Origin of the sequence: Bradyrhizobium neotropicale (assembly GCF_001641695.1) — a bacterium.
GTDB classification, from domain to species: domain Bacteria; phylum Pseudomonadota; class Alphaproteobacteria; order Rhizobiales; family Xanthobacteraceae; genus Bradyrhizobium; species Bradyrhizobium neotropicale.
On record NZ_LSEF01000061.1, the window covers coordinates 63,872 to 88,678 of the forward strand.

Annotated in this window: 22 protein-coding genes; 10 read left to right on the plus strand and 12 right to left on the minus strand. The window is 65.3% G+C overall.

Annotated elements, in window-relative coordinates:
* Positions 1-90 precede the first annotated feature (90 nt).
* From AXW67_RS20505 to AXW67_RS20515, 3 genes are all read left to right on the plus strand, one after another.
* A complete protein-coding gene (locus AXW67_RS20505; RefSeq protein WP_063679304.1) occupies positions 91-1,944 on the plus strand; it encodes an ATP-binding protein in 1,854 nt (617 codons plus the stop codon).
* A 117-nt stretch (positions 1,945-2,061) separates the two neighbouring features.
* Entirely contained in the window at positions 2,062-3,912 is a 1,851-nt protein-coding gene (locus AXW67_RS20510) for a caspase family protein (RefSeq protein WP_063679305.1), read from the plus strand.
* A 79-nt stretch (positions 3,913-3,991) separates the two neighbouring features.
* Entirely contained in the window at positions 3,992-5,812 is a 1,821-nt protein-coding gene (locus AXW67_RS20515; protein ID WP_430648726.1) for a caspase family protein, read from the plus strand.
* 163 nt (positions 5,813-5,975) lie between these two features.
* Here the strand turns inward: AXW67_RS20515 and AXW67_RS20520 are convergent, their stop codons facing one another.
* Together AXW67_RS20520 and purB are read right to left on the minus strand one after the other, a co-directional pair.
* Positions 5,976-7,148, minus strand: a complete 1,173-nt coding sequence (locus tag AXW67_RS20520) for a M20 aminoacylase family protein (protein WP_063679306.1) — start codon at positions 7,146-7,148, stop codon at positions 5,976-5,978.
* Between the two features lie 100 nt (positions 7,149-7,248).
* Positions 7,249-8,556: an adenylosuccinate lyase gene (gene purB / locus AXW67_RS20525; protein ID WP_063679307.1), complete on the minus strand. Its 1,308-nt coding sequence runs from the start codon at positions 8,554-8,556 to the stop codon at positions 7,249-7,251.
* 573 nt (positions 8,557-9,129) lie between these two features.
* On the opposite strand from purB, the gene AXW67_RS20530 reads away from it, so the two are divergent.
* Entirely contained in the window at positions 9,130-9,717 is a 588-nt protein-coding gene (locus tag AXW67_RS20530; protein WP_063679308.1) for a TetR/AcrR family transcriptional regulator, read from the plus strand.
* 233 nt (positions 9,718-9,950) lie between these two features.
* Here the strand turns inward: AXW67_RS20530 and AXW67_RS20535 are convergent, their stop codons facing one another.
* The 4 genes from AXW67_RS20535 to AXW67_RS20550 form a co-directional block, all read right to left on the minus strand.
* Positions 9,951-10,256: a hypothetical protein gene (locus tag AXW67_RS20535; protein ID WP_027552550.1), complete on the minus strand. Its 306-nt coding sequence runs from the start codon at positions 10,254-10,256 to the stop codon at positions 9,951-9,953.
* A 95-nt stretch (positions 10,257-10,351) separates the two neighbouring features.
* Positions 10,352-11,392 (minus strand): MBL fold metallo-hydrolase, encoded by a 1,041-nt coding sequence (locus AXW67_RS20540; RefSeq protein ID WP_063679309.1) that lies wholly within the window; start codon positions 11,390-11,392, stop codon positions 10,352-10,354.
* Between the two features lie 258 nt (positions 11,393-11,650).
* Positions 11,651-12,304, minus strand: coding sequence for a response regulator (locus AXW67_RS20545; protein WP_027552548.1), 654 nt, complete (start codon positions 12,302-12,304; stop codon positions 11,651-11,653).
* A 7-nt stretch (positions 12,305-12,311) separates the two neighbouring features.
* The gene (locus AXW67_RS20550; protein WP_063679310.1) at positions 12,312-13,682 is read right to left on the minus strand and encodes a sensor histidine kinase; all 1,371 of its coding nucleotides are present in this window, start codon (positions 13,680-13,682) and stop codon (positions 12,312-12,314) included.
* Between the two features lie 189 nt (positions 13,683-13,871).
* On the opposite strand from AXW67_RS20550, the gene AXW67_RS20555 reads away from it, so the two are divergent.
* The 5 genes from AXW67_RS20555 (at position 13,872) to AXW67_RS20575 (ending at position 18,196) form a co-directional block, all read left to right on the plus strand.
* Positions 13,872-14,633 (plus strand): MotA/TolQ/ExbB proton channel family protein, encoded by a 762-nt coding sequence (locus tag AXW67_RS20555; RefSeq protein ID WP_063679311.1) that lies wholly within the window; start codon positions 13,872-13,874, stop codon positions 14,631-14,633.
* Positions 14,623-15,294, plus strand: coding sequence for a DUF2135 domain-containing protein (locus AXW67_RS20560; protein WP_063679312.1), 672 nt, complete (start codon positions 14,623-14,625; stop codon positions 15,292-15,294). The genes AXW67_RS20555 and AXW67_RS20560 overlap by 11 nt, the downstream gene beginning before the upstream one ends.
* Positions 15,287-15,892, plus strand: coding sequence for a hypothetical protein (locus tag AXW67_RS20565; RefSeq protein ID WP_063679313.1), 606 nt, complete (start codon positions 15,287-15,289; stop codon positions 15,890-15,892). The genes AXW67_RS20560 and AXW67_RS20565 overlap by 8 nt, the downstream gene beginning before the upstream one ends.
* Before the next feature lie 118 nt (positions 15,893-16,010).
* The gene (locus AXW67_RS20570) at positions 16,011-16,751 is read left to right on the plus strand and encodes a metallophosphoesterase family protein (protein ID WP_027552543.1); all 741 of its coding nucleotides are present in this window, start codon (positions 16,011-16,013) and stop codon (positions 16,749-16,751) included.
* A 5-nt stretch (positions 16,752-16,756) separates the two neighbouring features.
* Positions 16,757-18,196 carry a serine/threonine protein kinase gene (locus tag AXW67_RS20575; RefSeq protein WP_063679314.1) on the plus strand — a complete coding sequence of 480 codons (1,440 nt, stop codon included), beginning with the start codon at positions 16,757-16,759 and terminating at the stop codon, positions 18,194-18,196.
* Positions 18,197-18,216: 20 nt separating this feature from the next.
* On the opposite strand, the gene AXW67_RS20580 is transcribed toward AXW67_RS20575, so the two are convergent.
* The 4 genes from AXW67_RS20580 to rpe all read right to left on the minus strand — a co-directional run bounded on the left by AXW67_RS20580 (position 18,217) and on the right by rpe (position 19,592).
* Positions 18,217-18,399 carry a hypothetical protein gene (locus AXW67_RS20580; RefSeq protein WP_027552541.1) on the minus strand — a complete coding sequence of 61 codons (183 nt, stop codon included), beginning with the start codon at positions 18,397-18,399 and terminating at the stop codon, positions 18,217-18,219.
* Positions 18,396-18,599 (minus strand): hypothetical protein, encoded by a 204-nt coding sequence (locus tag AXW67_RS20585; RefSeq protein ID WP_051310621.1) that lies wholly within the window; start codon positions 18,597-18,599, stop codon positions 18,396-18,398. Before AXW67_RS20585 ends, AXW67_RS20580 begins: the two co-directional genes overlap by 4 nt.
* A gap of 5 nt (positions 18,600-18,604) precedes the next feature.
* Positions 18,605-18,739, minus strand: coding sequence for a hypothetical protein (locus tag AXW67_RS44770; protein ID WP_283806462.1), 135 nt, complete (start codon positions 18,737-18,739; stop codon positions 18,605-18,607).
* 151 nt (positions 18,740-18,890) lie between these two features.
* Positions 18,891-19,592, minus strand: coding sequence for a ribulose-phosphate 3-epimerase (gene rpe, locus AXW67_RS20590; protein ID WP_063679315.1), 702 nt, complete (start codon positions 19,590-19,592; stop codon positions 18,891-18,893).
* A 253-nt stretch (positions 19,593-19,845) separates the two neighbouring features.
* Here rpe and AXW67_RS20595 point away from each other — a divergent pair, with 253 nt between their 5' ends.
* Positions 19,846-20,628 carry an EF-hand domain-containing protein gene (locus AXW67_RS20595; protein WP_063679316.1) on the plus strand — a complete coding sequence of 261 codons (783 nt, stop codon included), beginning with the start codon at positions 19,846-19,848 and terminating at the stop codon, positions 20,626-20,628.
* 88 nt (positions 20,629-20,716) lie between these two features.
* Here the strand turns inward: AXW67_RS20595 and AXW67_RS20600 are convergent, their stop codons facing one another.
* Positions 20,717-21,712: a P1 family peptidase gene (locus AXW67_RS20600; RefSeq protein WP_063679317.1), complete on the minus strand. Its 996-nt coding sequence runs from the start codon at positions 21,710-21,712 to the stop codon at positions 20,717-20,719.
* A 58-nt stretch (positions 21,713-21,770) separates the two neighbouring features.
* Entirely contained in the window at positions 21,771-24,554 is a 2,784-nt protein-coding gene (locus tag AXW67_RS20605) for a PAS domain S-box protein (protein ID WP_201723697.1), read from the minus strand.
* Positions 24,555-24,807 lie beyond the last annotated feature (253 nt).

Consider the following 24,807-nt stretch of genomic DNA (forward strand, 5'->3'; position numbering starts at 1 on the left):
CGACCCACCTATCCGTGCTATTGTCCTATCATGCTCTGGCGTCGACACCAGAACACGCACGGTCACAGGAGCATCGAAGACCCACGGCCAATGTCCGTCCCTGTTCGGGCACTGTCTTTGCGATGGCTTGCTCGTCCGCTGGTCCTGGCGGTCGCGGCGCTCCTGATGCTGTTCGCCGCGACCGCAATTCTCGGCCTGCAATATTGGCAGGAGCGGCAATCCACTCATCACGTGGTCGGGCATAGCCGCCAAGTCCTCGAAACACTCGATCGGCTGCGGGCGATCATCGCGGAACTGGAGGCCGAACGTCGCGGGTATCTGATGACCCTCGACCCGGCCTATCTCAAGGCCTACGGCGTCTCCGACGAAGGTGTGCGGCGAGAGGCGCAGGCGCTGCAGGCGCTGGTCGCGGACGATCCGTTGCAGAGGCTGCGCGCTCAACATCTGGCGCTGACCGTTACAGCCAAGCTGCGCGAGATCGACGAGATGGTGAAGACGGCCGGCACGTCCGGGCTGGCGGCGCTGGCGATGATCCGCAGCATGGATGAGATCCGCTCGCAGATCGACCTGATGGTGGATCACGAGCGCTTCCGTCTCGCCGACCGCGAGGCGCGCGCCGAAGCCTTCGAGCAACGCTGGACATGGTGGATCGCCGGCGCCGTTGTCCTCGTCGTCGCGCTGGCTGGAGCTGCGCTGGCGCTCGCGCGGCTCGAAGCGAAACGGCGCAAAAAGGCGACCGAGGAGAACATCCAGCTCCAGAGCGATGTTGCAGCGCGCGATATCAAGATCCGGCGCCTGTTCGATGCCAACATCATCGGCATCATCATCTGGGAGGTCGAGGGACGCATTCTCGAGGCCAACGATGCCTTCCTGCGCATCGTGGGATACGACCGGGAGGATCTCGTCTCGGGGCGCGTGCATCGGACCGACCTCACGCCGCCGGAATGGCGCGACCGCGACCTGCAAACCGTGGGGGAATTGAAGCGGGTCGGGACGGCCCTGCCATTCGAGAAGGAGTATGTGCGCAAGGACGGAAGCCGCGTGCCCGTGCTGATCGGCGGGACCATGTTTGCAGAAGGCGGGGATCAAGGGGTCGGCTTTGTGCTTGATCTGACGCCTCTCAAGCGGGCGGAAGCCGAAGCTCGCGAACACGAGCGGCGCTACCATGAAGCCCTGATTGAGCTCGCGCACGCCAATCGCGTCACCACGATGGGGCAGCTCACCGCTTCGATTGCCCATGAAGTCAACCAGCCGATCGCCGCGATCGTGGCGAACGCCGAGGCCGGGTTGAATTGGCTTCAGGCTCAACCCCCAAATCTGGAGCGGGTCAGGCAGACGTTCGGCTGGATCACCGCTGATGGCATGCGAGCCGGCGACATCATCGGCCGGATCCGAGCGCTGATCAGGAAGGCGCCCCCGCAAAAGGAGGACATGGAGATCAACCAGGCGGTGCTCGAGGTCATTGCGCTGACCCGCAGCGAAGCGTTCAAGAACGGCGTCTCGGTGCGAACGCAACTTGCCGAAGGCTTGCCGCCCGTTCAGGCAGATCGGGTTCAACTTCAGCAAGTGATCCTCAACCTGATCGTCAACGCGGTCGAGGCGATGGCTGGGGTCGGCGAGGGGGGACGCGAGTTGCTGATCAGCACCGGCAGAGATGCATCGAACGGCGTGCAGGTCAGTTTGCGGGATTCCGGTCCGGGACTGGATCCGAAGAATGTGGAGCGCCTGTTCGACGCCTTCTACACCACCAAGCCGACAGGCATGGGGATGGGCCTCGCCATCTGCCGCTCGATCATCGAGGCGCATGGCGGACGGATGTGGGCCGGCGCGAACGAGCCTCACGGCGCCGTCTTTCAGTTCACCCTGCCTCTCGCGCCAGACGAGACTGCATCTCGCCTGCTGAGGGCGGGTGAGCCAACGGCTCTACGCTCTGCGGCCCGATGACGGGCATTATCCATAGACCCGCTTGGGTGCCTTTATGTGACGCTTGTCACAGAAGGGAGATTGCTTTCGGCCATGCTGTGAATAGTGTGTTCTGGAATTGCATCCGGGGGGACTGCAGTGATTCCGTTTCGGTCTTTTGGTTTATTGATTTTTGCAATCTGGCTGACTTGCGGACCGGCTCATGCCGAGAAGCGGGTCGCGCTCGTGATCGGCAATTCCGCCTACAAGAGCGTGCCGCGGCTCGCTAATCCCGTGAGCGATGCCGGCCTGATCGGCGGCATGTTCAAGAGGGCTGGCTTCGACGCGGTCGATGTTAAACAGGATCTGAGCGGCGCCGAGATGCGCAAGGCGCTGCGCGAGTTCGGCACCCGCGCGCGCGATGCCGACGTCGCGGTCGTCTACTATGCCGGCCATGGCATGGAGGTCGATGGCAACAACTACCTCATTCCGATCGATGCCGCTCTCGAGACCGATACCGACGTCTACGACGAGGCGTTCCCGCTTGATCGCGTGCTGGTGAGCATCGAGCCGGCGAAGCAGCTTCGGCTGGTCATCCTGGACGCCTGCCGCGACAACCCCTTCGCCAAGACCATGAAGCGGACGGTGGCCTCGCGTGCGATCGGCCGGGGCCTCGCCAAGATCGAGCCGACCAGCCCGAACACCATGATCGCCTTTGCGGCGAAGGCCGGCTCGACCGCCTCCGATGGCGATTCCAAGAACAGTCCGTTTGCGACGGCGCTGGCCGATCATCTGCCGAAGCCCGGCCTCGATCTGCGCAAGGCGTTCGGGTTCGTGCGCGACGATGTCCTGAAGGCGACGAGCTACAAGCAGGAGCCGTTCGTCTATGGTTCGCTGGGCGGCGATGACGTGGCGCTGGTGCCGGCGAAGCCCGCCGCGGCCGGCCCGCAGGCCAATCCGCAGGACAGCGTACGCCGCGACTATGAGCTTGCGCTGCAGGCGGGCCTGCGTGAGGCCTGGGAAGCGTTTCTCCAAGCCTATCCCGACGGGTTCTATGCCAATCTGGCCCGCGTGCAGCTGAAAAAGATTGCGGCCGAAGAGGAGCGCGCCACGGCGACCGAGAAGGCGCGTCTGGCCGAACAGGAGAAGACAAGGCTCGCCAGCGAGCGCGTCCAGAAGGCGGAGCTGGAAAAGGCCACTGCGGCGGCGAAGGCCGCAGAGGACGCGCGCGTTGCCGCCGAGAAGGCCAAGCAGGTCGAGCAGGCCAGGGCGGAGGCGGCCGAGCAGCAGCGCAAGGCAGCGGAAGCTGCCGCTGCGAAGGCGGTTGCGGAGAAGCAGGCGGCGGAGAAGGCCAAGGCCGAACTCGCCGCCAGGCAGGCCGCGGAGAAGGCGTCAGCCGAGCAGGCCGCAAAGCAGGCAGCCGATCGGCAGATGCCGGAGGGCGAGCAGAAAGTTGCAGCCCTTTCGCCCGCGCCGGCGTCCACACTATCGGCGGCTGATCTGGCGAAATCCGTGCAGAGCGAATTGCGCCGCGTCGGCTGCCTCTCCGCCGTTGCCGACGGCGACTGGAGCGCCGCATCGCAGCGCTCGCTGACTCTGTTCAACAAATATGCGGGCACCCAGTTCGACGTGAAGCTTGCCAGCGTCGACGCGCTCGATGCGCTGAAAGCGAAGCCGGGCCGGGTCTGTCCGCTCGTTTGCAATTTCGGCTTCAGGGCCGATGGTGATCAATGCGTCAAGATCACCTGCCGCGCCGGCTACCGCATCAACGACGACAATGAATGCGAGAAGGTTCAGGAGAAGAAGCCGGTCGCGACGCGCGAGAACTCCTCAAAGCGTGACGCGGAGCGCAAAGCAACCGAATCGTCACCGTCCAAGCCTGAGGCGAGTGGGCAGATTATTTGCACTCAGACAGGCTGTCGCCCGGTGCAAAAAGGGTGCCGGCTGGGCAGCGGAGTTATCCCCGGAAGGGTCCAAATCACCGGGGTCGGCCAAGAGGTGTGCAATTAGGTTTGCGTACGACCGGTTCTATGCCGTGCATCAAGACCCGTGGGTGACTAGCGTGAATATCACTCGATTTTGCTGTGCTTTGATTTTCGTAGCTGTCGTCACTTGCGCACCCGCGCAGGCCGAGAAGCGCGTCGCGCTTGTCATCGGCAATTCCGCCTACAAGAACGTGCCGCGGCTCGCAAACCCCGTGAACGATGCCGGCCTCGTCGGCGAGATGTTCAGGAAGGCGGGCTTCGATGCGGTCGACGTCAAGGTCGACCTCAATGCCGCCGACATGCGGCGGATGCTGCGTGAGTTTGCCGGCAAGGTCCGCGACGCCGACATGGCGGTGATCTATTACGCCGGCCACGGCATCGAACTCGACGGCAACAACTATCTGATCCCGACCGACGCCACGCTGGAGACCGACGGCGACGTTCTGGACGAGACGGTCGCGCTCGATCGCGCGTTGTTCGCGGTCGAGCCGGCGAAGCGGTTGCGTCTCGTCATCCTCGATGCCTGCCGCGACAACCCCTTCGCCAAGACCATGAAGCGCACGGTCGCCTCGCGTGCGATCGGCCGCGGGCTCGCCAAGATCGAGCCGACCAGCCCGAACACGATGATCGCCTTTTCGGCCAAGGCGGGATCGACGGCATCCGACGGTGACACCGGAAATAGCCCGTTCGCCACGGCGCTGGTCGATCATCTGCCCAAGCCCGGGCTAGATCTGCGCAAGGCGTTCGGCTTCGTGCGTGACGACGTCTTGAAGACCACCGGTAACAGGCAGGAGCCGTATGTTTATGGCTCGCTGGGCGGCGACGATGTGGCGCTGGTGCCGGCGAAGCCGGCCGCGACCGGCCCGCAGGCCAATCCGCAGGATGCCACTCGCAGGGATTATGAGCTCGCGCTCCAGCTCGCCACGCGCGACGCCTGGGAAGCGTTTCTGGCGCAATATCCGGAGGGTTTCTATGCCAATCTGGCCAAGGGCCAGTTGAACAAGATCGCCGCCGAAGAGGTGCGCGCGGCGGCGACCGAGAAGGCGCGTCTGGCCGAACAGGAGAAGACAAGGCTCGCGGCGGAGCGCGCGCAGAAGGCGGAGCTGGAAAAGGCCGCCGCGGCGGCGAAGGCGGCCGAAGACGCGAGGGTCGCGGCCGAGAAACAGAAGCAGGTTGAGCAGGCCAAAGCGGAAGCGGCCGAGCGGCAGCGCAAGGCGGCCGAGGCTGCGGCCGCGAAGTCCGCCGCCGACAAGCAGGTGGCCGAGAAGGCGGCCGCGGATCTCGCGGCAAAGCAGCAGGCCGAGCGCGCGGCAGCGGAAGCTGCGGCCAAGCCAAAGCAGGACGGAAGCGAGGCTGACAAGAAGGTCGCTGCGCTGGCCACGGGGCCAAATTCCGCATTGTCCGACGCCGACCTCGCGAAATCCGTACAGCTCGAATTGCGGCGCGTCGGCTGTCTCACCTCAGGCGCTGGTGGTGAATGGAATTCGGCGGCGCAGCGCTCGTTGACGCTGTTCAACAAATACGCCGGTACCAAGTTCGACGCGAAGCTTGCGAGCACCGACGCGCTGGATGCGCTGAAGGCCAAGCCGAGCCGCGTCTGCCCGCTGGTCTGCGATCACGGCTTCAGGGCCGATGGCGATCAATGCGTCAAGATCACCTGCCGTGCCGGCTATCGCGTCAGCGACGACAATGAATGCGAGAAAGTTCCGGACAAGAAGCCGGTCGCGACGCGCGACGACGCGAGGAAGCGGGACGGCGAACGGAAGCTAGATGAGGCCACTCCTTCCAAGCCGCAGGTCAGCGGTCAGATGATCTGTAACCAAGCAGGCTGCCGTCCAGTCAGGAGTGGGTGCAGACTGGTGGGGCAAAAATCCGGCCTCAACACGGCCGGTTACTATGGTGGACAGATGGAAGTGTGCAATTAAGCGCTCGCGTCGAGACGGCATCGTAGCCCGGATGAGAGCGGCGATATCCGGGACCTTGCTGCAACCTGGCGAGAACCCTCCCGGGTGTCGCTTCCGCCCTCGCTTCTTGAGCTACGACGGCCAAGTCCTCACCCGGCTGGAGTGACTGCGAATGCGGTCCTAGCTAACCCGCCGGCATCCTCGTCTCGATCAGGCGCACCCAATAGGAGGCGCCGTGGCCGAGGATGTTGTCGTTGAAGACGTAGGCCGGATGGTGGCACTCGTTGCCGTCGCCCATGCCGACCAGGATCATCGCGCCGGGGCGCGCTTCCAGCATGAACGAAAAATCCTCGGCGCCCATCATCGGGATGAACTTCTCGTTGACGCGCTCGGCGCCGACGATGTCGCGTGCGACATCGGCGGCGATGCCGGCCTCGCGCGGATGGTTCATCGTCACCGGATACATGCGCGTGTACTTCGTCTCGGCCGAGCCGCCATAGGCGCGCGCGACGCTGTCGGCGACCTCGCCGATGCGACGCTCGACGAGATCGCGCACTTCGGGATCGAGTGTGCGCACGGTGCCGCTGAGCTCGGCGACCTCGGGGATGATGTTGAAGGCGGTGCCGGCGTGGAATTGCGTGACGGAGATGACCGCCGATTTCAGCGGATCGACATTGCGCGCGACGATCGACTGCAGCGCGTTGACGATCTGTGAGCCGATCAGCACGCTGTCGACCGCCTTGTGGGGGCCGGCGCCGGCGTGGCCGCCCTTGCCGTAGACGGTGATCTGGATGTTGTCGGAGGAGGCGAGCATCGGACCAGGCGTGGTCGCGAAATGGCCTTCGGCGAGGCCCGGCATGTTGTGCATGCCGTAGACCTCCTGGACGTTCCAGCGCGTCATCAGCCCGTCCTCGACCATGGCCTTGCCGCCGCCGCCGCCTTCCTCGGCGGGCTGGAAGATCAGAACTGCGGTGCCGTCGAAATTGCGCGTTTCAGCGAGATACTTTGCGGCGCCCAGCAGCATCGCGGTGTGGCCGTCATGGCCGCAGGCGTGCATCTTGCCGGGGAACTTCGAGGCGTAGGGCACATCAGCGGTTTCCATGATCGGCAGCGCGTCCATGTCGGCGCGCAGGCCGATGGTCTTGCCGGACGCGCTCTTGCGGCCGCGGATCACGCCGACCACGCCGGTGCGGCCGATGCCGGTCACCACCTCGTCGCAGCCGAACTCGCGCAGCCTGTCGGCGACGATGCCGGCGGTGCGGTGGACTTCGTAGAGCAACTCGGGATTCTCGTGGAAGTCATGGCGCCAGGCGGCCATTTCGTCGGAGAGGGCGGCGATGCGGTTGACGATGGGCATGGGGAGGGTCCGTTCTCTGGGATTCTTGAGCTACCGTATCGTCATTCCGGGGCGACGCGCCAGCGTCGAACCCGGAATCTGGAGATTGTGACCAAGGGGGTTACGACTCCCCGAACACGCGCTTGAAGATCGTGTCGACGTGCTTGAGGTGGTAGCCGAGGTCGAACTGCTCCTCGATCTCGGCGTCGGTGAGATACTTCTTCACCTCGGCGTCCTTCTTCAGGAGCTGGAGGAAGTCGCCTTCGCCGCGCCAGACCGGCATCGCGTTGCGCTGCACGAGCTTGTAGGCGTCCTCGCGGCTCGCGCCCTTCTGCGTCAAGGCAAGCAGCAGGCGCTGCGAATGCACCAGGCCGCCGAGGCGGTCGAGATTCTTCTGCATGTTGGCGGGATAGACGAGGAGCTTGTCGATCAGGCCGGCGAGGCGCACCAGCGCGAAGTCGAGTGTCACGGTGGCATCGGGGCCCATCATGCGCTCGGCCGAGGAGTGCGAGATGTCGCGCTCGTGCCAGAGCACGACGTTCTCCAGCGCCGGCGTCACATAGGCGCGCACCATGCGCGAGAGGCCGGTGAGGTTTTCCGACAGCACCGGGTTGCGCTTGTGCGGCATCGCGGACGAGCCCTTCTGCCCTTCGGAGAAGAACTCCTCGGCCTCCAGCACCTCGGTGCGCTGGAGATGGCGAATCTCCACCGCGAGGCGCTCGACGGAAGAGGCGATCACGCCGAGCGTCGAAAAATACATCGCGTGACGGTCGCGCGGGATCACCTGCGTCGAGATCGGCTCCGGCGTCAGGCCCATGGCCTTGGCGACATGCTCTTCGACGCGCGGATCGATCTGCGCGAAGGTGCCGACGGCGCCGGAGATGGCGCAGGTCGCAACTTCTTTCCGCGCCGCGATCAGGCGCTCCTTGGCGCGCGAGAACTCGGCATAGGCATAAGCGAGCTTGAGGCCGAAGGTGACCGGCTCGGCATGGATGCCGTGGCTGCGGCCGATGGTCGGCGTCATCTTGTGCTCGAAGGCGCGCTTCTTCAGCGCCGCCAGCACCTTGTCGAGGTCGGCGAGCAAGAGGTCGGCGGCGCGGGTGAGCTGCACGTTGAGGCAGGTGTCGAGCACGTCGGAGGAGGTCATGCCCTGGTGCACGAAGCGCGCCTCGGGGCCGACGATCTCGGCGAGATGGGTGAGGAAGGCGATGACGTCGTGCTTGGTCTCGCGCTCGATCTCGTCGATGCGGGCGACGTCGAAAGTGGCGTTCTTGGCCTTTTCCCAGACCGTCTTGGCAGCCTGTTTCGGGATCGTCCCGAGCTCGGCCAGCGCGTCCGCCGCATGCGCCTCGATCTCGAACCAGATCTTGAACCGCGTCTGCGGCTCCCAGATCGAGGCCATTTCCGGTCGAGTATAACGGGGAATCATCTGACGGCTCCAGAAGGTGGGGCGGGGGCGCCCCGTGGGAGGCAAGGGGCGCGGCTCCGGCCAAAATGCTTTTTACGCCGCGATTTAGCAGAGCGGGGAGGGCGAAACAAACGGCCAGGACGAGGTAGCGGGGGATGACCGGAAGCCACGCGCCAAACGCGGCCGTTCCGGCCCTAACCGACGGCTCAGAAATTAACTGTCAATCACGGATCATTGACTGACAGATATTGAAATCTGTCAGCGTGAGGTGTATATCCGTTCGGGGACGCTCCACTTGGGCGTCCCGCGGTCACCTCCCGGGGGCCCCAGCGTCCGAAACAGTCACGGATCGAGGGACGTAATTGAAGGGCGAGGGCCGCGGACGAATGGAGAATAAGAAAATGACGACCGAAATCATCAACTTCACCGGGACGATTGGGCATTGGCTCAATTTGCTGGTGGCGCGCCAGATCGCGGCGCAGGCTGCAAAACTGCCTCATTAAGGCGAGAGCCTTCCGAACGACCGGCGCGGCCGCTTCGGAAGTGGTCCTATCGCCGGGTAACTGAGCCCTTTAGCGGGAACATGGTGCTGGCATGAATGAAGCCGTTGTACTGACGCCGGAGCGGATCCTCGAAGTCACCGAGGACGTGCTTCGGCGCTACGGACTTGCCAAGGCCACCGTGGTCGATGTTGCTCGTGCGCTCGATGTGAGCCATGGCAGCGTCTACCGGCATTTTCCGAGCAAGGCGTCGCTGCGCGAGGCGGTGGCCAAACGCTGGCTCGAGCGCATCGACGGGCCGTTGCGCCAGATCGCTGAAGACGCTGCTGGTCCCGCGCCGGAGCGGCTCGACCGCTGGCTGCGCACGCTGTTCGCCGCCAAGCGCGAGCGCGTCTGCGACGATCCCGAGATGTTCCAGACCTATCTGACGCTGGCGCGCGAAGCCTGCGCGGCGGTGAAGTGCCACAAGGATGGTCTGATCGACCAGATGTCGGCGATCCTCGTCGACGGCGTGAAGCAGGGCGTGTTCAGTGTCACCGACACCAAGGCCACCGCACGCGCGATCTTCGACGCCACCAGTCGCTTCCACCATCCGGCCCATGCCGACGAGTGGAAAGATGCCGATCTGCCCGCACGCGTCGACGCGACGCTGGCGCTGCTGCTGCGCGGGTTGCAGGCCTAGACCGGCACGCCCACTTTAAAGTGCGCAACGGTGCTGTCCTAGTTGGCCCGATCGTCCAGGCCCGATAAGCGACCGACGCGCTCGCCAAGGCACACGGTATCGCGGCGCACTCTGGTGATACGCTCTGTGGCGCGGATGCTCTGGCCTGAGGTCAGGCAGTCAAACGAAGAGACCGCCAACTGAGGCGGCCCCTTTAGGGCAGACAATCGGACGCCATACCTTTGAGTAAGACTTCACCCTCTCGCCTTGTGAAGAAGCGCGTCATCGCGCAGCGGCGGCGAGGGAGCCGCGTGTCTGCGCGCGTGCAACGCGGCGCGGGTCGACGGCACAACCGGCGGGCTTTCCGGGTATGCATTGACTGCGATTTCGACGACGTCCTTTGACCGCTTGCGAAGGCGGTAGAATGTCAGCTCCTGATCGAGCATGGGGCAGCGGAAGTTGACGACGGCCGTATCCGGCAAGCGGCAAAGTTCGTCGATGAGCTCGCCGACCGTGATGATCGGGGGATGAGGGACTGCCTTGTGATTAGCCTTACTCATGGCGCTACTCCTTCACTCCTCTACTAACCACAGCGTGACGGCCTCGGTTCCGTTCCGCGCAGCTCGAACAAAGGTACGAACTACGCACCTATGCGCTAGAGATTCGATCCCAACCGCAGGCCTCGCGACCGCAATATGCCGAACGGGTCTTCACGAGCGGCCAGTCTGCGATATGTCGTGAGGTCCTCGGGCGTCGGACCTTCCCCGCGTCTGACATTCGTGCCAGCAGTCGTTCCGAGCGGAATCGACGTGCCGAGGCCGGCATAGAGATAATTGTCGCCGAACGCCTTCTTGAGCGCGGCAAAAGTCGGCTCACCGGTGCAATGTCCCGGCGCGATGCTGTCGACCCTGAACCTGTCCTTCAGCGCGGTGACGACCTTCGCGATCATCTCGTCAGGCGCAACGACGAGATGAAATCCACCCGCGATGAGATGAATCCTGGGATTGATGGCGGTCGCCGCCTCGACGATGCGCTCGATCCCGGGATGCGAACAACCGACCAGAAGGACCACTCCGTCTGCAGTGTTGACGGCCAAGGACAGCTCCTTGAGTTCTTTGGTCCCGGGGGCATCGGAGACCAGCGAGATAAGCGTGATCCCGGGAGCAATCTCGGTCGCCTGGTCGATCAGTTCGAAATTTGCGTTGGCCCATGCCGAGCCGAACTTCATCACCTCGGGGGGCCTGCCAGCATAGTACCGCATCTCCGGCGGTAGCGCCTCGTCCTTCCGATAGAAGCTGGACGGCAGCGACGAGCCGTAGATGCCAAATCCCTCCTTTGGGGCATAGACCTTGACGGTCGGATTGACGCTCAGGACGTAGGACAGACCGGCCATGTGATCGGAGTGACGGTGCGAAAGAACGACAAAATCGAGGTCGGAGAGGTTGACCCCCTTGGCCTTCACGTTTGCCGCGAAGATCTCGGGGTTATCGCCCGTATCGAACAAGATGCGCTTTCCCGCGATTTCGACGAGGGCTGAATAGCCCCAGTCTTTTGTCATCGCGTCATTTGTGCCGAAGGCATCATAAAGAATGGTGATCTGATTTTTCGCTTCGGTCGCGGAGCTTTCACCTGACGGGGCCATCGCAAGAATGCCCGAGGCAATCAGTGTTGCAAGAAGACTGTCCCTGATGTTCATGGAAGCGTCTCCTGTTGTCGTGCAAAACACACAACGGGAACGAGGCGGCTTCTGAGGAGCAGTTCAAACTGGCTCGCGTTGAAAAACCCGAGCCCGATAGACAGTCGCCGACCTTGTGCCAGATGTCGCGCGCGAACCAGCTTAGCATGGTCTGGGAAAGACTGGATGTTCTTCGTTGGGGAGGCGGTCGGAACGCCGTGCGGTAGCATATGGCCGATGGAGAAGGTGCTTTGGGTGCCTCGTAGGGGCTGCGAAGCACTAGATCTTCGTCAGCCCGCACGTTGCCGCGAGTCGCACGAGCTGCGCGTCGGTGCGTGCGCCGGTCTTGGTCTTGATGAGATAGTGATAGTTCTGGACCGTCTTCACACTGAGATTGAGGTGTGAGGCGATCTGCTCGGTCGTCGCGCCGCCGGCGAATTGGCGCAAAATCTCGATTTCCCGTTCACCCAGTTGATCAAGCACCGAGCCGGTCGGCGACAGGCTGTCCTCGGCCAGCACATGGGCGATGTCGTCGCTCATGGCGCGCTCGCCGCGGGCAACGCTGCGGATCGCGGTGACGACTGCTGACGGCTCGCTGCTCTTGGTGACGAAGCCGCTGGCGCCGGCGCTGAAGGCGGCTTTCACCAGCACCGCCTCGTTGTGCATGGTGAAGACGAGAATGCGCGCACGCGGGCTGCGGGCGCGGATGTTGCGGATCGCCTCCAGCCCGCTCGCGCCGGGCATCGAGATATCCATCACGACGACGTCGGGATCGTGCACCTTGAAGGCGCCATAGGCGTCCGCGGCATTGTCGGCTTCCGCCACGACATGGAGGTCGCCCTGGCTCTCCAGCACGCGCCGATAGCCCTGCCGGACGATCGGATGATCGTCGACCAGCAGCACGGAGATGCCTGTCGCCGCAACCTCGGTCATGCCCGCCTCATGCCGCGAGCGGGATCGTGGCGGCGACGCTGAGGCCGCGCGTTGCGGGGAGGATCGACAGCGAGCCGCCGGCGGCCGCGACGCGCTCGCGAATGCCGGTGAGGCCGAAGCCGGCGGAGCGCGCCACGCGCTCGGCATCGCCGCCGCCGTCATCCTCGACCCGGATCAGAAGCGCATCATCCCCGCCGGAACGGCGCTCGATGTGCAACGAGATCTCGCGGGCCGCGCTATGGCGCAGCGCGTTGGTCAGGCACTCCTGGGCGACGCGATAGGCGGTGGTGGCGGCCGGGCCGCTGATGTCGGCGAGGTCGCCCTTGAGATCGAGCTGGATCGTCGGCTGCGCCGCGCTCTGCGAGCGCCAGCGGTCGACGAGATTGACGAGGCTAGCCTCGAGCCCGAGCTCTTCGGGCAGGGGATTGCGCAGGCGCTTCAGTGTGTCGCGCAAGGACGCCATGATGCGGTGGGTCGCCTGCGAGATCATGCGTGCATCCTGTGCGGTGCCGTTGTCCTTGCTCTCCCTTGCGGCCGCGGTCTCGATCGTGTTGGCGAAGGCGAGGATGGCCGAGAGGTTCTGCCCGAACTCGTCGTGAAGTTCGCGGGCAAGCGCGCGCCGCTCGTCGTCGCGAATCTCGATCAGTCGCCTTGTCAGCGCCGCGCGCTGCTCGGTCGCCTCTTCCAGGCGCGCGCCGAGCTCGCCGACGGCCTCGCCGATCATTGCGAGCTCCATCGAGCGGAAGCGCGGCAGCTTCGTGCGATACTGTCCGCGTGCCATGCGCTGCAACGCGGTGACGATCGCGCGCGCCGGCGCCAGCGCGTGTGCGATTGCGAGCGAGGCGAGCAGCGCGATCGCCGCCGACATCAACAGCGCGACACCGACCACGTTGAGGATGTACTCCCAGGCCAGCGAGATCGCGGCGGCGGCATCGGGTGTCGCAACGACCGTGCCGGCCGCCGCGGCGCGGGGACTGACAGGGCGCACCACCTCGGCATGGCTGCCGAGGAACGTCGGCACGATGGCTGCGAACCAGCGCGGCGGGATTTTGCCGATGCCTTGGTTCTGGCCGCAGAGCGGCTTCTCGAATGCGGCCGCCGGCTGGAACTCGACGCATACGCCGGGCGAGATCAGCTTCATCGTCTCGATCGTGCGCCAGTCGGGAACCGGCAGCAGGTGCTCGCGCATCCTGTTGCTGCGCAACAACAGCTCGTGCCAGTACAGCGCCTGAAGCGCCTTCGCGACACGCTGCGCCGACGCCGCGGTCGCGCGGTCGACGCTGCGATAGGCGTCGAACGTAGCCCATACCGTCGCCGCCCCCAAGCAGAGCACCACGATGAGAAGCAGGCGGGCGACGAGCTGGAGCACGAGACGCATGCGATCATCCCCAACGTTTGCTAAGCTCACAGTAACAACGTCGCCGCGCCTTGCCAATTCTCGGGGAAGGGCAGAGCTGCTGCTCGGGCAAATTTCCCAAGCCGATTTGGGCATGGCTCTTTGGACCGGGCGCGGCGACTTTGATCTAATCCGCGACGAAAGATCGTTGCAGGCCCGGAGCGATGCAGCATGAGCTCGATCACGATTGGACCGACCGCACGGCAACCGGCCGACCCGGCCGAGCGGAGCGCGCTCCTGTTCTGGATGATTTTCACAGGCCTTTCCATCTTCGCCGTCATCCTGTTGTGGCGGTTCGGGCTGATCCATCTGATGCTCACCTCGGACCGGACCTACATTTCGAGCGTGATCGCGGTGCTCTACATCGTCACCTGCGGTCACTGCTTCCTGCGCACGCGGGCGATCGCGCGTGAGGGGGCGGCGGCGCGGCGCTGCCGCGCGGTGCTGGCGGCAGCCGGTGGCGGCAAGGCGCTCGACGCCAGCGGGGCCGCGCTGCCGCGCGGGCTGGTGCGGGATCACATCGACAGCCTGGTGACGAAGGCGGCAGCGCAGGACTACCGGCCGGTCGACCAGACGCTGCTGCTTCGGACGCTCGCCGACCGCCTGCGCGGCTCCAACGGGTTCGGTGCCTTCGTCTCCGACACGCTGATGAAGCTCGGCCTGCTCGGCACTATCATCGGCTTCATCATCATGCTGGCACCGATCGCGGGGCTGGACGCCGCCGACAAGGTCGCGATGCGCTCCTCGATGGGGATGATGAGCGACGGCATGGCGGTCGCGATGTACACGACGCTCGCGGGTCTCATCGGCTCGATCCTGGTCCGGATCCAGTACTACATGCTCGACGCCGCGACCCAGCGGGTGTTCTCGGACGCCGTCGTGCTGACCGAGACCTACGTCACGCCGGCTCTGGAACGCCGTCATGATGGATGATTTCGGTCTCTATCCGCGCGAGGAGTCGTTCGATCCGCTGGGCGTGATGCTGTTCAAGGCGCTCCAGGTGATCGCCTTCCTGTTCTTTCTCGCTCTGCTCGCGGTGTCCCCAGATGCCAAGGACGGCAAGATCGACTCCAAGGCCGAGTTCATGATCACGCTGGACTGGCCGGACAATCACCCCGACGATCTCGACCTGTTCGTGCAGGATCCCGCCGGCAACATCGCCTGGTACCGGCACCGCGAGGCCGGATTCCTCACGCTCGACCGTGACGATCGCGGCGGCGCCAACGATTTCATCACGGTCAACGGCAAGAAGATCGCTTCGCCCATTCGCGAGGAGATCGTCACGGTGCGCGGCATCGTCGCCGGCGAATACACCGTCAACGTCTCGCATTTCCAGGCCACGACCGGCGAGCCCGTCTCGGCCAATGTGAAGGTGCAGAAGCTCAATCCGACCGCGCAGGTCGTCTTCGACAACAAGCTGACGCTCGACCACACCGGCGACGAGAAGACGGCGGTGCGGTTCCGGCTCGATGCCGAGGGCAAGGTGGTCAACGTGGATCAGCGGCCGAAATCGCTGCTGGAGACGTTCCGCAGCAGCTGGCGCAACGGCGGCGACATCGATCCGAAGACCGGTGTGAGGATACGCCGTGAGTGATCTTCAACTGGTCATCCTGACGCTGTCGATCGCCTACGCCGTCATCGGCGCGCTGCTGCTGGTCGTGCTGGTCTATGCCCGCCTGCACTGGTCGCTGAAGGCGATCGCGGTGGTCGTGACCAGCGTATTCTATGTCGTCAGCTTCGGCGGCATGCGCTCCCTGCTCGGCTGGGCCAGCGCGGAGCGGATGCCGACCTCGTTCAAGCTGCTCCAGGCGCGCATCGTCGAGCCGCATTCGCTCGCGGGCGACCCGGGCTCGATCTATTTCTGGATCGAGGAGCTCGATGAGGACAACCGCCCGAGCGGCATCCCGCGGGCCTTCCGCGTGCCCTACAACGACAGGCTGGCCGACAAGACCCACGCTGCGCAGAACGAGATCGCGGCCGGGCATCCGCAGGGCGGGCGCGCGGCGGATTTCGGCGGCGGCGACGGCAGCCTCATCGACATGGTCCGGGAATATGTGACGCCAAAGGCCGTGCTCGAGACGTCCGGCGGCGATTCCTCGACCGGCGAGTTCAACGCCCCGCCGGCCGGCGCGCAAGGCGCCGTCTTCACGCCGCTGCCGCCGCCCCGGATGCCGCCGAAGGACGAGCAATAGGCTCTTCACCATGGCAGCAAGCGACGCGCTGGAAAATAGCCCGGCGCTGGCGCATCTTGTTGACGTCCCTCAAATTGGCTTTATCGGCGTCCAGATAGCCTTCGAGGGTGGAGGGTGCGTGCTCCTAGCTGTCTTCTCGGATATCCATGGCAACCGGCAGGCGTTCGATGCCTGCCTGAAGGCCGCGCGGGCCCGCGGGGCGGAGCGGTTCGTGCTGCTCGGCGATCTCGTGGGCTATGGCGCCGACCCGGAGTGGGTGGTGGACACCGCAATGGAGCTGGTGGCCCATGGCGCCGTCGCGGTGCGCGGCAATCACGACCAGGCGGTGAATTCCTCGGCCGAGACCATGAACGCCGAGGCGCAGATCGCGATCGAATGGACGCGGGGGCGGCTCGACACCGCGCAGCGCCGGTTCCTCGCCGAGCTGCCGATGCTGGTCGAGGATGGTGACCGTCTGTTCGTGCACTCGGAAGCCTCGAGTCCCCAGCGCTGGCACTATATCCGCTCGACGGCGGATGCCGCCAAGAGCCTGATTTCGACACCCGCCCACGTCACCTTCTGTGGCCACATCCACCGTCCCGCGCTCTATTCGATGTCGGTGACGGCGAAGATGACGAGCCTCGTGCCCAAGACCGGTGTCTCCGTGCCGCTCCTGCGCGGGCGGCAATGGCTCGCCGTACTCGGTGCGGTCGGCCAGCCGCGCGACGGCGATCCGTCCGCGGCCTTCGTGCTGTTCGATACGGTCTCGTGCGAGATCACCTATTGCCGCGCGCCCTATGACATCGCGAGCGCGGCGAGCCGGATCCGCGAGAACGGCCTGCCGCCCTGGCTCGCCGACCGGCTGTCGGAGGGACGCTGACAGCGATGCCGATACCCCTGGTCAAGCCCGGCGCCGAGATCGACGGTTACACCATCGGCGAATGCGTCCATGCCGGCGGCATGGCGACGCTGTGGATGGTCACCCATCCCGGCATCGACACCCCGCTGCTGATGAAGATCCCGCGGGTGTCCGAAGGCGAGGACCCGGCGGCGATCGTCTCCTTCGAGATGGAGATGATCATCCTGCCGCGGCTCGCAGGACCGCATGTGCCGGCCTGTTTCGGCACTGGCGATTTCGCCCGCCAGGCCTATGTCGTCATCGAGCGCATTCCGGGGACCACGCTGTACAAGCGGCTGCCAGACCTGCCGCTGCCCTACGAGGAGGCGCGGTCGCTGGTGGCCAGGATTGCGACCGCGCTCGCCGACCTGCACCGGCAGAACGTGATCCATCACGACATCAAGCCGAGCAGCATCATGTTCCGCGACTCTGGCGAGGCGGTGCTGATCGATTACGGCCTGTCGCACCACAACCATCTGCCCGACCTGTTGCAGGAGGAGTTCCGCCTGCCTTACGGCACCGCGCCCTACATGGCGCCGGAACGGCTTTTGGGCGTGCGCGATGATCCGCGCAGCGATCTGTTTTCTCTCGGCGTGCTGCTCTATTTCTTCACCACCGGCGAGCGGCCGTTCGGCGAGGGCGAGACGCTGCGTGCGATGCGGCGGAGGCTGTGGCGCGATCCGCATCCGCCGCGCACGCTGCGCGCCGACTATCCGCCCTGGCTCCAGGAGGTGGTGCTGCGGTGTCTGGAGATCGAGCCGGGCTGGCGCTACCCGACCGCCGCGCAGCTCGCCTTCGATCTCACCCATCCGGACCAGGTCAAGCTCACCGCACGCTCGGAGCGGTTGAAGCGTGACTCCTTGAGCGTCGCCTGGCGGCGCCGGTTCAACCAGGGCGTCATGCAGCCGCGCGCGAAGGCCGATGTCGCGGCGCAGATCGCATCGAGCCCGATCCTCGCGGTCGCGCTCGACACCGCGGAAGGCGCGCCGGAGCTCAACGAGGCGCTGCGCGTCACCACCGAACGCATTCTCGCAACGTTGCCGTCAGCGCGGCTCGCCTGCGTCAACGTGCTCAAGCTCAACCGCATCGCCGTCGACCGGACGCTGGACGAGCAGGGCTCGAACAAGCATGTCGACCGCTTGGTGGCGCTGAGGCATTGGGCCACGCCGCTCAAGCTGGACGAGAGCCGGCTGTCGGTTCATGTGCTGGAGGCGATCGACCCCGCCGCCGCGCTGCTGGAGTTCGCCGAGGTCAACCAGGTCGACCACGTCATTATCGGCGCGCGGCAGGGCTCGTTCAGGCGGACGCTGCTCGGCAGCGTCTCGGCCAAGGTGGCCTCGGAAGCGACCTGCACCGTCACCGTGGTGCGGCCGCCGCGGTTGGCCGCTGATGCGGCCGAGGCGGATACGGACGAGGCGACAGGATAGGCCTCGTCCTGCTGGCCGGATCAGGCTGCGTGAGCGACGCCCTTGCGGCGGATGGGCCAGGAGAAGTGCGGGCCGGCTTCGCCGTGATCCGCGCTGCCACCGAAGTACTGGACGATCTCGCGGCAGGGCTCGCAATTGAAGAGGTTAGGCGAAGCGGGCCCCTTGGTCATTTCCTTCAGGCAGTTCGGGCAGTGCGGTTTCATCGGTTCAATCCGGAAAAAGATTCAATGCCGGCGCGTGACCGGAATGGGCGATCCAGGTCCACCATCTCGGCCCCGGCGTTGTCGCGCATCTCGCCTTCGGTGCGTTCGAGACGACCGAAGAAATAGTCGAGGCTCGGATGCGGGCGCCGCGGGATGCGGCACCTGCGCTTCGGCTGGCGCTTCACGATCGCGATCTGCACGGGCGTCACGCCCTGTCGCGACGGATGATGCGTGCCGAACGTGCCGGGACCTTCACCGGTCCGGCCGATCGGCCAAACACAACGAATGCACCAAAACCAAGCCACAACGCCACGCCAGTCCAAACCAGGGTCGTCGTCATGATGTGCTCCCGCCAAAACAGGCAGGAATCACTTGCTGTGATTTGCACGAATCAGGGAAGTCCGGAGGAGTACGGATTCAGGTTGCAATCTTAAGGACTGCGCTGCACCCCCGCAAGAGCCGCAGCTTCTCCGCAACTGCTGCCGCGCAGCTCAGATCGCTTCGCCGCGCGCCCCGAGCGCCGCGTTGCGGATCGCGGCGATGTTGGTCTTGTAGGCTTCCTGCGTGCCGCCCCTGAACACCGAGGTGCCGGCGACGAACGCGTTGGCGCCGGCCGCAGCCAGCGCGCCCGCGACGTCAGGGCCGACGCCGCCATCGACCTCGATGTCGATCGGGCGGCCCGCGGTCATCGCGCGGATGTCGCGGATCTTGCCGATCGCGGAGGGGATGAAGGCCTGGCCGCCGAAGCCGGGATTGACCGACATCACCAGCACGAGGTCGATCAGGTCGATGACGTATTCCAGCGTGCTGATCGGCGTGCCCGGATTGAGCGAGACGCCGGCCTTCTTGCCGAGCGCGCGGATCGCCTGAAGCGAGCGATGCAGGTGGGGACCGGCCTCGGCATGCACGGTGATGTGGTCGCAGCCGGCTTTTGCAAACGCCTCGAGATAGGGGTCGCAGGGCGAGATCATCAGGTGCGCATCGAAGATCTTCTTCGTGTGCGGGCGCATCGCCTTGATGATGTCGGGGCCATAAGAAATGTTCGGAACAAAGTGCCCGTCCATCACGTCGAGATGGATCCAGTCGGCGCCGGCGGCGTCCACCGCGCGGACCTCTTCGCCGAGTTTTGAGAAATCCGAGGCCAGGATCGAGGGCGCGATTGCCAGGGGGCGGGGGCTGAGGGCTTGGGTCATGGGCGCGGTTTCCCGTGGCGGTCGAAAGAGGATTGGCCTCGCCTAACATGGGCATTTGCGCCGGGCAATGCAGGGGAGGCCTGCTTCTTGTGGGCGGAAAATTCTGCCGCCTGCGGCATGAATTGCCGGTGTTCCTGGGTTTCGCAAGACACGGTCAGGCCGGATTTCATTGAGCTTTTCGTGCTGGCACGACGCTTGCTGACCTCCCTTCAGGACATTGGCTGCGGCATGCCGCATCGGTTGGAGTTGTGCAATGTTGTTCGCCCTCGGTGCCGTCTCGGCTGCGCTCGACGCGATTCAGTCGCTGACGAACTCGAAATCGTCGTCGTCGACGCAGAAGACGGGATCCGCGCAAGGCGCAACGAATCCGTTCGCGATCGACAGCGGCAGCAGCTCGACGACCGGCGCGACCTCGTCGGTCAACTCGGGCAATTGTCCGCAGATCGCGCCGGAGACGATGAGCGCACTGCTCGCTGCGCAAAGCCAGTCGTCGGACAGCACGAACACCTCCGCCAGCGCGACCTCCACGGGCTCGACCTCCTCGATGAGCCGGGACGATGCGCTGAAGGATCTGTTCTCGCAGATCGATGCGGACGGCGACGGCAAGATCACCCAGTCGGAGTTCGAGAAGGCGCTGGGCGCCGGCGGCACCAACCTGGCGCAGGCCGATGACGTGTTCTCGAAGCTCGACGCGAATTCCGACGGCAGCGTCAGCCTCGACGAGATGTCGAAGGCGTTGAAGAGCGGCCATCATGGCCACCATGCCCAGGGCGCGAGCGGCTCGGGCGATGCGTCCGGCAGCGGCTCGGATTCTTCGTCGCAATCGAGCGGCGGGTCGACCTCGACCACGACGACCAATGCCGATGGCTCGACCACCACCACCGTCACCTATGCCGACGGATTCAAGATGTCGACGACGGTTCCGGGTGCATCAAGCGCCGGCAACTCGGCCTACGACTTGTTTGCGCAGCTCATGCAGCGCCAGGGGCAGGCCTCGTCCGCGACTCCGTCTTCAACGATGTCGATGAGCGTGTGAGCTCGGCTAGTCCGAACTAAATAGCGCTGACGCCTTACCTCTCCCCGCAAGCGCGGCGAGGGAGCGCACCTACGCAGCGGCCACGCCGCTAGCCGAACCGATCCTTCCACGCCGGCACTATGCCCGCGAACGGCAGCGCGGTCGCGCTATGGACGCCGCGTGCAATCGCGCGCGCGACGACGTTGGCAGCGACCATGCCGAGCTCGGTGAGCTCGACCAGCGGCTCGATCGGCTTCTCGCAGGTGGCCGCCGCGAACAGCACGTCGCCGTCGAGCGGGGCATGCACGGGGTAGATGGCGCGGGCCATTCCGGTCTGCGCGATCATCGCGAGCCGCTTGGCCTGCGCCTTGGTCAGGATGGCATCGGTGACGACGAGGCCGATCGTGGTGTTCTCGCGTTCGCTTGCGGCCGGGCCGCCCTTGATGCGCATCGCCAGCATGTCCGGCGTGAATTTCGGCGGCAGGCCGCGCCCGCCGAACTCGCCGTTCTGCTCGAACGGCGCGGCCCAGAACCACGGCCCGTCGCCGACGGTGACGCTGCCGACCGCGTTGACGACCATGATCGCGGCGACCTGGACGCCGTTCGCAGTCACGGCCGACGCCGAACCGAGCCCGCCCTTGAAGGTGGCCGTCGTGGCGCCGAGGCCGGCGCCGACGCTGCCGAGCGCAAAATCGGTGCCGGCGGCCGCGGCCGCGGCGTAGCCGAGATCGCGGTAGGGCGAAAAGCGGCCCCAGGCCTTGTCGCCGCCATTGAGCAGATCGAACACGATCGCGCCGGGCACGACGGGGATCACGGCCTCGCGGATTCGAAAGCCGCGGCCTTGTTCGGCGAGCCAGGCCTGCACGCCACCGCCGGCATCGAGCCCGAAGGCGGAGCCGCCGGACAGCGCGATCGCGTCGACGCGCTCGACCGTGTTGGCGACATCGAGCAGCGAGACCTCACGCGTGCCGGGGCCTCCGCCGCGGACGTCGATCGCTGCCACCGCCGGGGAATCGAAGATGATCGCGGTCGTACCCGAGGCGAGCTTGGCGTCGTCGGCATGACCGACGCGCACGCCGGCAATATCGGTGAGAAGGTTTTTCACGGACGGCACTCCATGCGCTGCAGACGACGTGAAGCGATAGCGCAGGTGCGGGGGCCGCTCAACTGGCGAGCGCCGTCCGGATCATCCTGGCGAGCTCGGACTTGCGGTAGGGCTTTGCCAGGAGCAGCACGCCGGAATCGAGCCGGCCGTGATGGACGATGGCGTTCTCGGTGTAGCCCGAGGTGAACAGCGTCTTCAGATCGGGGCGGCGGCGTGCCGCCTCGTCGGCAAGCTGACGGCCATTCATGTTGCCCGGCATGATGACGTCGGTGAAGAGCAGGTCGATGCCGGCATCGGCATCGATGATGGTGAGGGCCTCGGCCGCATTGGCGGCCTCGAGCGCGGCATAGCCGAGGCTCTTGATCTGGGTCACGACATATTGGCGGACCAGGGTGTCGTCCTCGACGATCAGGATCTTCTCGTCGCCGCCGGCGATGGGCACGTTCTGGAGCGCCTCGTACTCGGTCTCCTGCACGCCGCTCGAGCGCGGCAGGTAGATCTTCACGCTCGTACCGTGGCCTTCCTCGCTGTAGATCTTGACGTGGCCGCCGGACTGCTTGACGAAGCCGAACACCATGCTGAGCCCGAGCCCCGTGCCCTTGCCGACCTCCTTGGTGGTAAAGAAGGGATCGAACACCCGGTCGATCAGGTCGGGCGGAATTCCGCTGCCGGTGTCGCTGACCGCGATCATCACGTAGTTGCCGGCAACCACGTCGGGATTCATGCTGGCATAGCCATCGTCGAGGAAGATGTTGCGGGTCTCCAGCACCAGGGTGCCGCCGTCGGGCATGGCGTCGCGCGCATTCAGCGCGAGATTGAGGATCGCGGTGGAGAGCTGGCCCGGGTCGATCAGCGCCGGCCAGGCATCCTCGGTGAGCATGGGCGTGATGCTGATCTGCTCGCCGAGGGTCGGGTGCAGCAGCTTGGCCGCTTCGAGCACCAGCGCGTTGACGTCGATCTCGCGCGGCTGAAGCGGCTGCTTGCGGGCGAAGGCGAGCAGATGCTTGGTCAGCTGCGCGCCGCGCTCGGCGGCATCGTCGATCAGCTTGGTGATGGCGGCAAGCTCGGGACGGTCGGCGACGGCGTCCGCCAGGATGCCGATCGTACCGGTGATGACCGTGAGCACGTTGTTGAAGTCGTGGGCGACGCCGCCGGTCAGCTGGCCGATGGAGTCCATCTTCTGGGCCTGCCGGAACTGGGCCTCGGCGGCCTGCTTCTCGGTGAGGTCGCGCCCGATGAAGAAATGGCGCTTCACGGGCTCCGACCAGGTGCCCATCCAGTTCAGCGTGACCTCGTGACCGTCGTAGTGGTAGTAGCGCGCCTCGAAGCTGCGCTTGACCTGGCCGCGGCGCGCCGCGCGCATCTCGTTGCGGGTGTTTTCGAGATCGTCGGGATGGATGAACTCGGTCGCGCTGCGCCCGATCATGTCCTCCGGCTTGAGGCCTAGGATGGCGGTCGCGCTCGGGCTGACCTGGACGAAAGTGCCGTAGCCGTCGGTGACCAGGATGAGGTCCTGCGAGGTCTCGAAGATGCGCTGGCGTTCCTCGATCTCGCGGTTGAGCGCGATCTCCGTCCGTTTCCGTTCGGTGATGTCACGGGCGACCTTGGAGGCGCCGATGATCTTACCCTCGGGCGTACGCAGCGGGTACAGGCTCAGCATGATGTCGACCGGCTGGCCGTTCTTCTTCATCCGCACCGTTTCGTGCTGGTCGACAACCTCGCCGTTGCGGGTGCGGGCCAGGATTTCCTTGGTCTCGTCGCGCCGTCCCTCGGGGACGATGATGTCGATCGGGCGACCGACCGCCTCCGTCGCGGAGTAGCCGAAGACGCGCTCGGCCGCGTGATTCCAGCTCGTGATGGTGCCGTCGAGCGACTTGGTGATGATGGCGTCGTTGGAGGATTCGACGACGGCGCTGAACAGCCGTTCCCGCTCGGCGTGATAGTCGCGCTCGGAGCTCGACTGCCGCCGCAGCCTGCCGACCTGCCTCGCCATCTGGGCCTGGAGTCGGACGTTCTCCACCAGCAGCACCGCGAGCACAAACATGGCGGCGCAGAGGCCGTAGAGGCGGCCGGCGTAGAAGCCGAGATCGAAGCGGGCACTGTTGAAGATCCCCGACAGGGCGATATCGAACAGCCAGGCGCACATCGCCGCCATGAGCCAGACGTCGAGCACCGTATGCGGCCGCCTGAACCACAGCCCGATCAGGGCGGCAAAGCTCAACGACCACACGAAGGAGATCACGCCCACCTGCGCCGCCGTGAAGCCGCCGCCTTCCTTCAACAGTGGCGGAAGTAGACCGTCTCTTGCGGTCACGATCCAGGTGAGGGCCGCCAATGCCGCGCCGACGCCAAGCAGGCTGCCGATGATCGCGTTTCGCGTCGAAGCCGACATTTCGGCCCGACCGTTCGCCCCCTTCCACCAGACATAGGCCAGCACGAACAGCGGAAAGCCGCCGTGCCAGATCATATAGAGCCAGGCGGTTGTCTGCGGGCCGGAGCCAAACAGCCCATTCGGCGCAAAAAGGCCGGGGAAGCTGAGCGCGTGGACCACGGCGGCCGCCGCGGTGAACAGATAGCCGCTCGAAAGCCACAGCAGCGCGCGGGTCCGCAACACCGCAAACTGCGAGAACAGCAGGACTGCGGTGATGATGTCGCAGACAGCAAGAGCGGATTGATAGCTCGCGATGAAGGCCGGCATGCGTTCAAGCGGAACGCTGGCGAAGGGGACGGCCAGGGCGAACAGAAACGCGGAAATGCCAACGATCGCCAATGCTGTTCTGCGATCGCTCTGTGTGGCCGGCAGGGTCGAAAGGAATGTGCTTCGGTCGTTCGGTACAGGCACGTTCACCTCTCGCTGGCCGCCGTGGATAACCGCGTCACTTCAGTCGCCGGCTGCCTTATCCTCCATGGTAGCCGGCTCCGGGCGCGTGTCCTAAGGGGACGAGCCCGCGACTCAACCGAGAGTTACAGCTTACTTAACTTGGATGGGGACGCGGAACAGGTAGCTGGTAAGGTTGGCTTTACTGGTGGGACGCATACTGCCGTACCGCACGTTTCGTTTGAATTGAACGAAATAATGATTGGAATCCGGGAGT

Excerpts from the sequence above, each read along its gene's own strand:
- AXW67_RS20505 (WP_063679304.1), top strand. The coding sequence starts at position 91 with ATGTCCGTCCCTGTTCGGGCACTGTCTTTGCGATGGCTTGCTCGTCCG.
- AXW67_RS20520 (WP_063679306.1), bottom strand. The coding sequence starts at position 7,148 with ATGCCCATCGTCAACCGCATCGCCGCCCTCTCCGACGAAATGGCCGCC.
- purB (WP_063679307.1), bottom strand. The coding sequence starts at position 8,556 with ATGATTCCCCGTTATACTCGACCGGAAATGGCCTCGATCTGGGAGCCG.
- AXW67_RS20530 (WP_063679308.1), top strand. The coding sequence starts at position 9,130 with ATGAATGAAGCCGTTGTACTGACGCCGGAGCGGATCCTCGAAGTCACC.
- AXW67_RS20535 (WP_027552550.1), bottom strand. The coding sequence starts at position 10,256 with ATGAGTAAGGCTAATCACAAGGCAGTCCCTCATCCCCCGATCATCACG.
- AXW67_RS20540 (WP_063679309.1), bottom strand. The coding sequence starts at position 11,392 with ATGAACATCAGGGACAGTCTTCTTGCAACACTGATTGCCTCGGGCATT.
- AXW67_RS20545 (WP_027552548.1), bottom strand. The coding sequence starts at position 12,304 with ATGACCGAGGTTGCGGCGACAGGCATCTCCGTGCTGCTGGTCGACGAT.
- AXW67_RS20550 (WP_063679310.1), bottom strand. The coding sequence starts at position 13,682 with ATGCGTCTCGTGCTCCAGCTCGTCGCCCGCCTGCTTCTCATCGTGGTG.
- AXW67_RS20555 (WP_063679311.1), top strand. The coding sequence starts at position 13,872 with ATGAGCTCGATCACGATTGGACCGACCGCACGGCAACCGGCCGACCCG.
- AXW67_RS20560 (WP_063679312.1), top strand. The coding sequence starts at position 14,623 with ATGATGGATGATTTCGGTCTCTATCCGCGCGAGGAGTCGTTCGATCCG.
- AXW67_RS20575 (WP_063679314.1), top strand. The coding sequence starts at position 16,757 with ATGCCGATACCCCTGGTCAAGCCCGGCGCCGAGATCGACGGTTACACC.
- AXW67_RS20580 (WP_027552541.1), bottom strand. The coding sequence starts at position 18,399 with ATGAAACCGCACTGCCCGAACTGCCTGAAGGAAATGACCAAGGGGCCC.
- AXW67_RS44770 (WP_283806462.1), bottom strand. The coding sequence starts at position 18,739 with ATGACGACGACCCTGGTTTGGACTGGCGTGGCGTTGTGGCTTGGTTTT.
- rpe (WP_063679315.1), bottom strand. The coding sequence starts at position 19,592 with ATGACCCAAGCCCTCAGCCCCCGCCCCCTGGCAATCGCGCCCTCGATC.
- AXW67_RS20595 (WP_063679316.1), top strand. The coding sequence starts at position 19,846 with ATGTTGTTCGCCCTCGGTGCCGTCTCGGCTGCGCTCGACGCGATTCAG.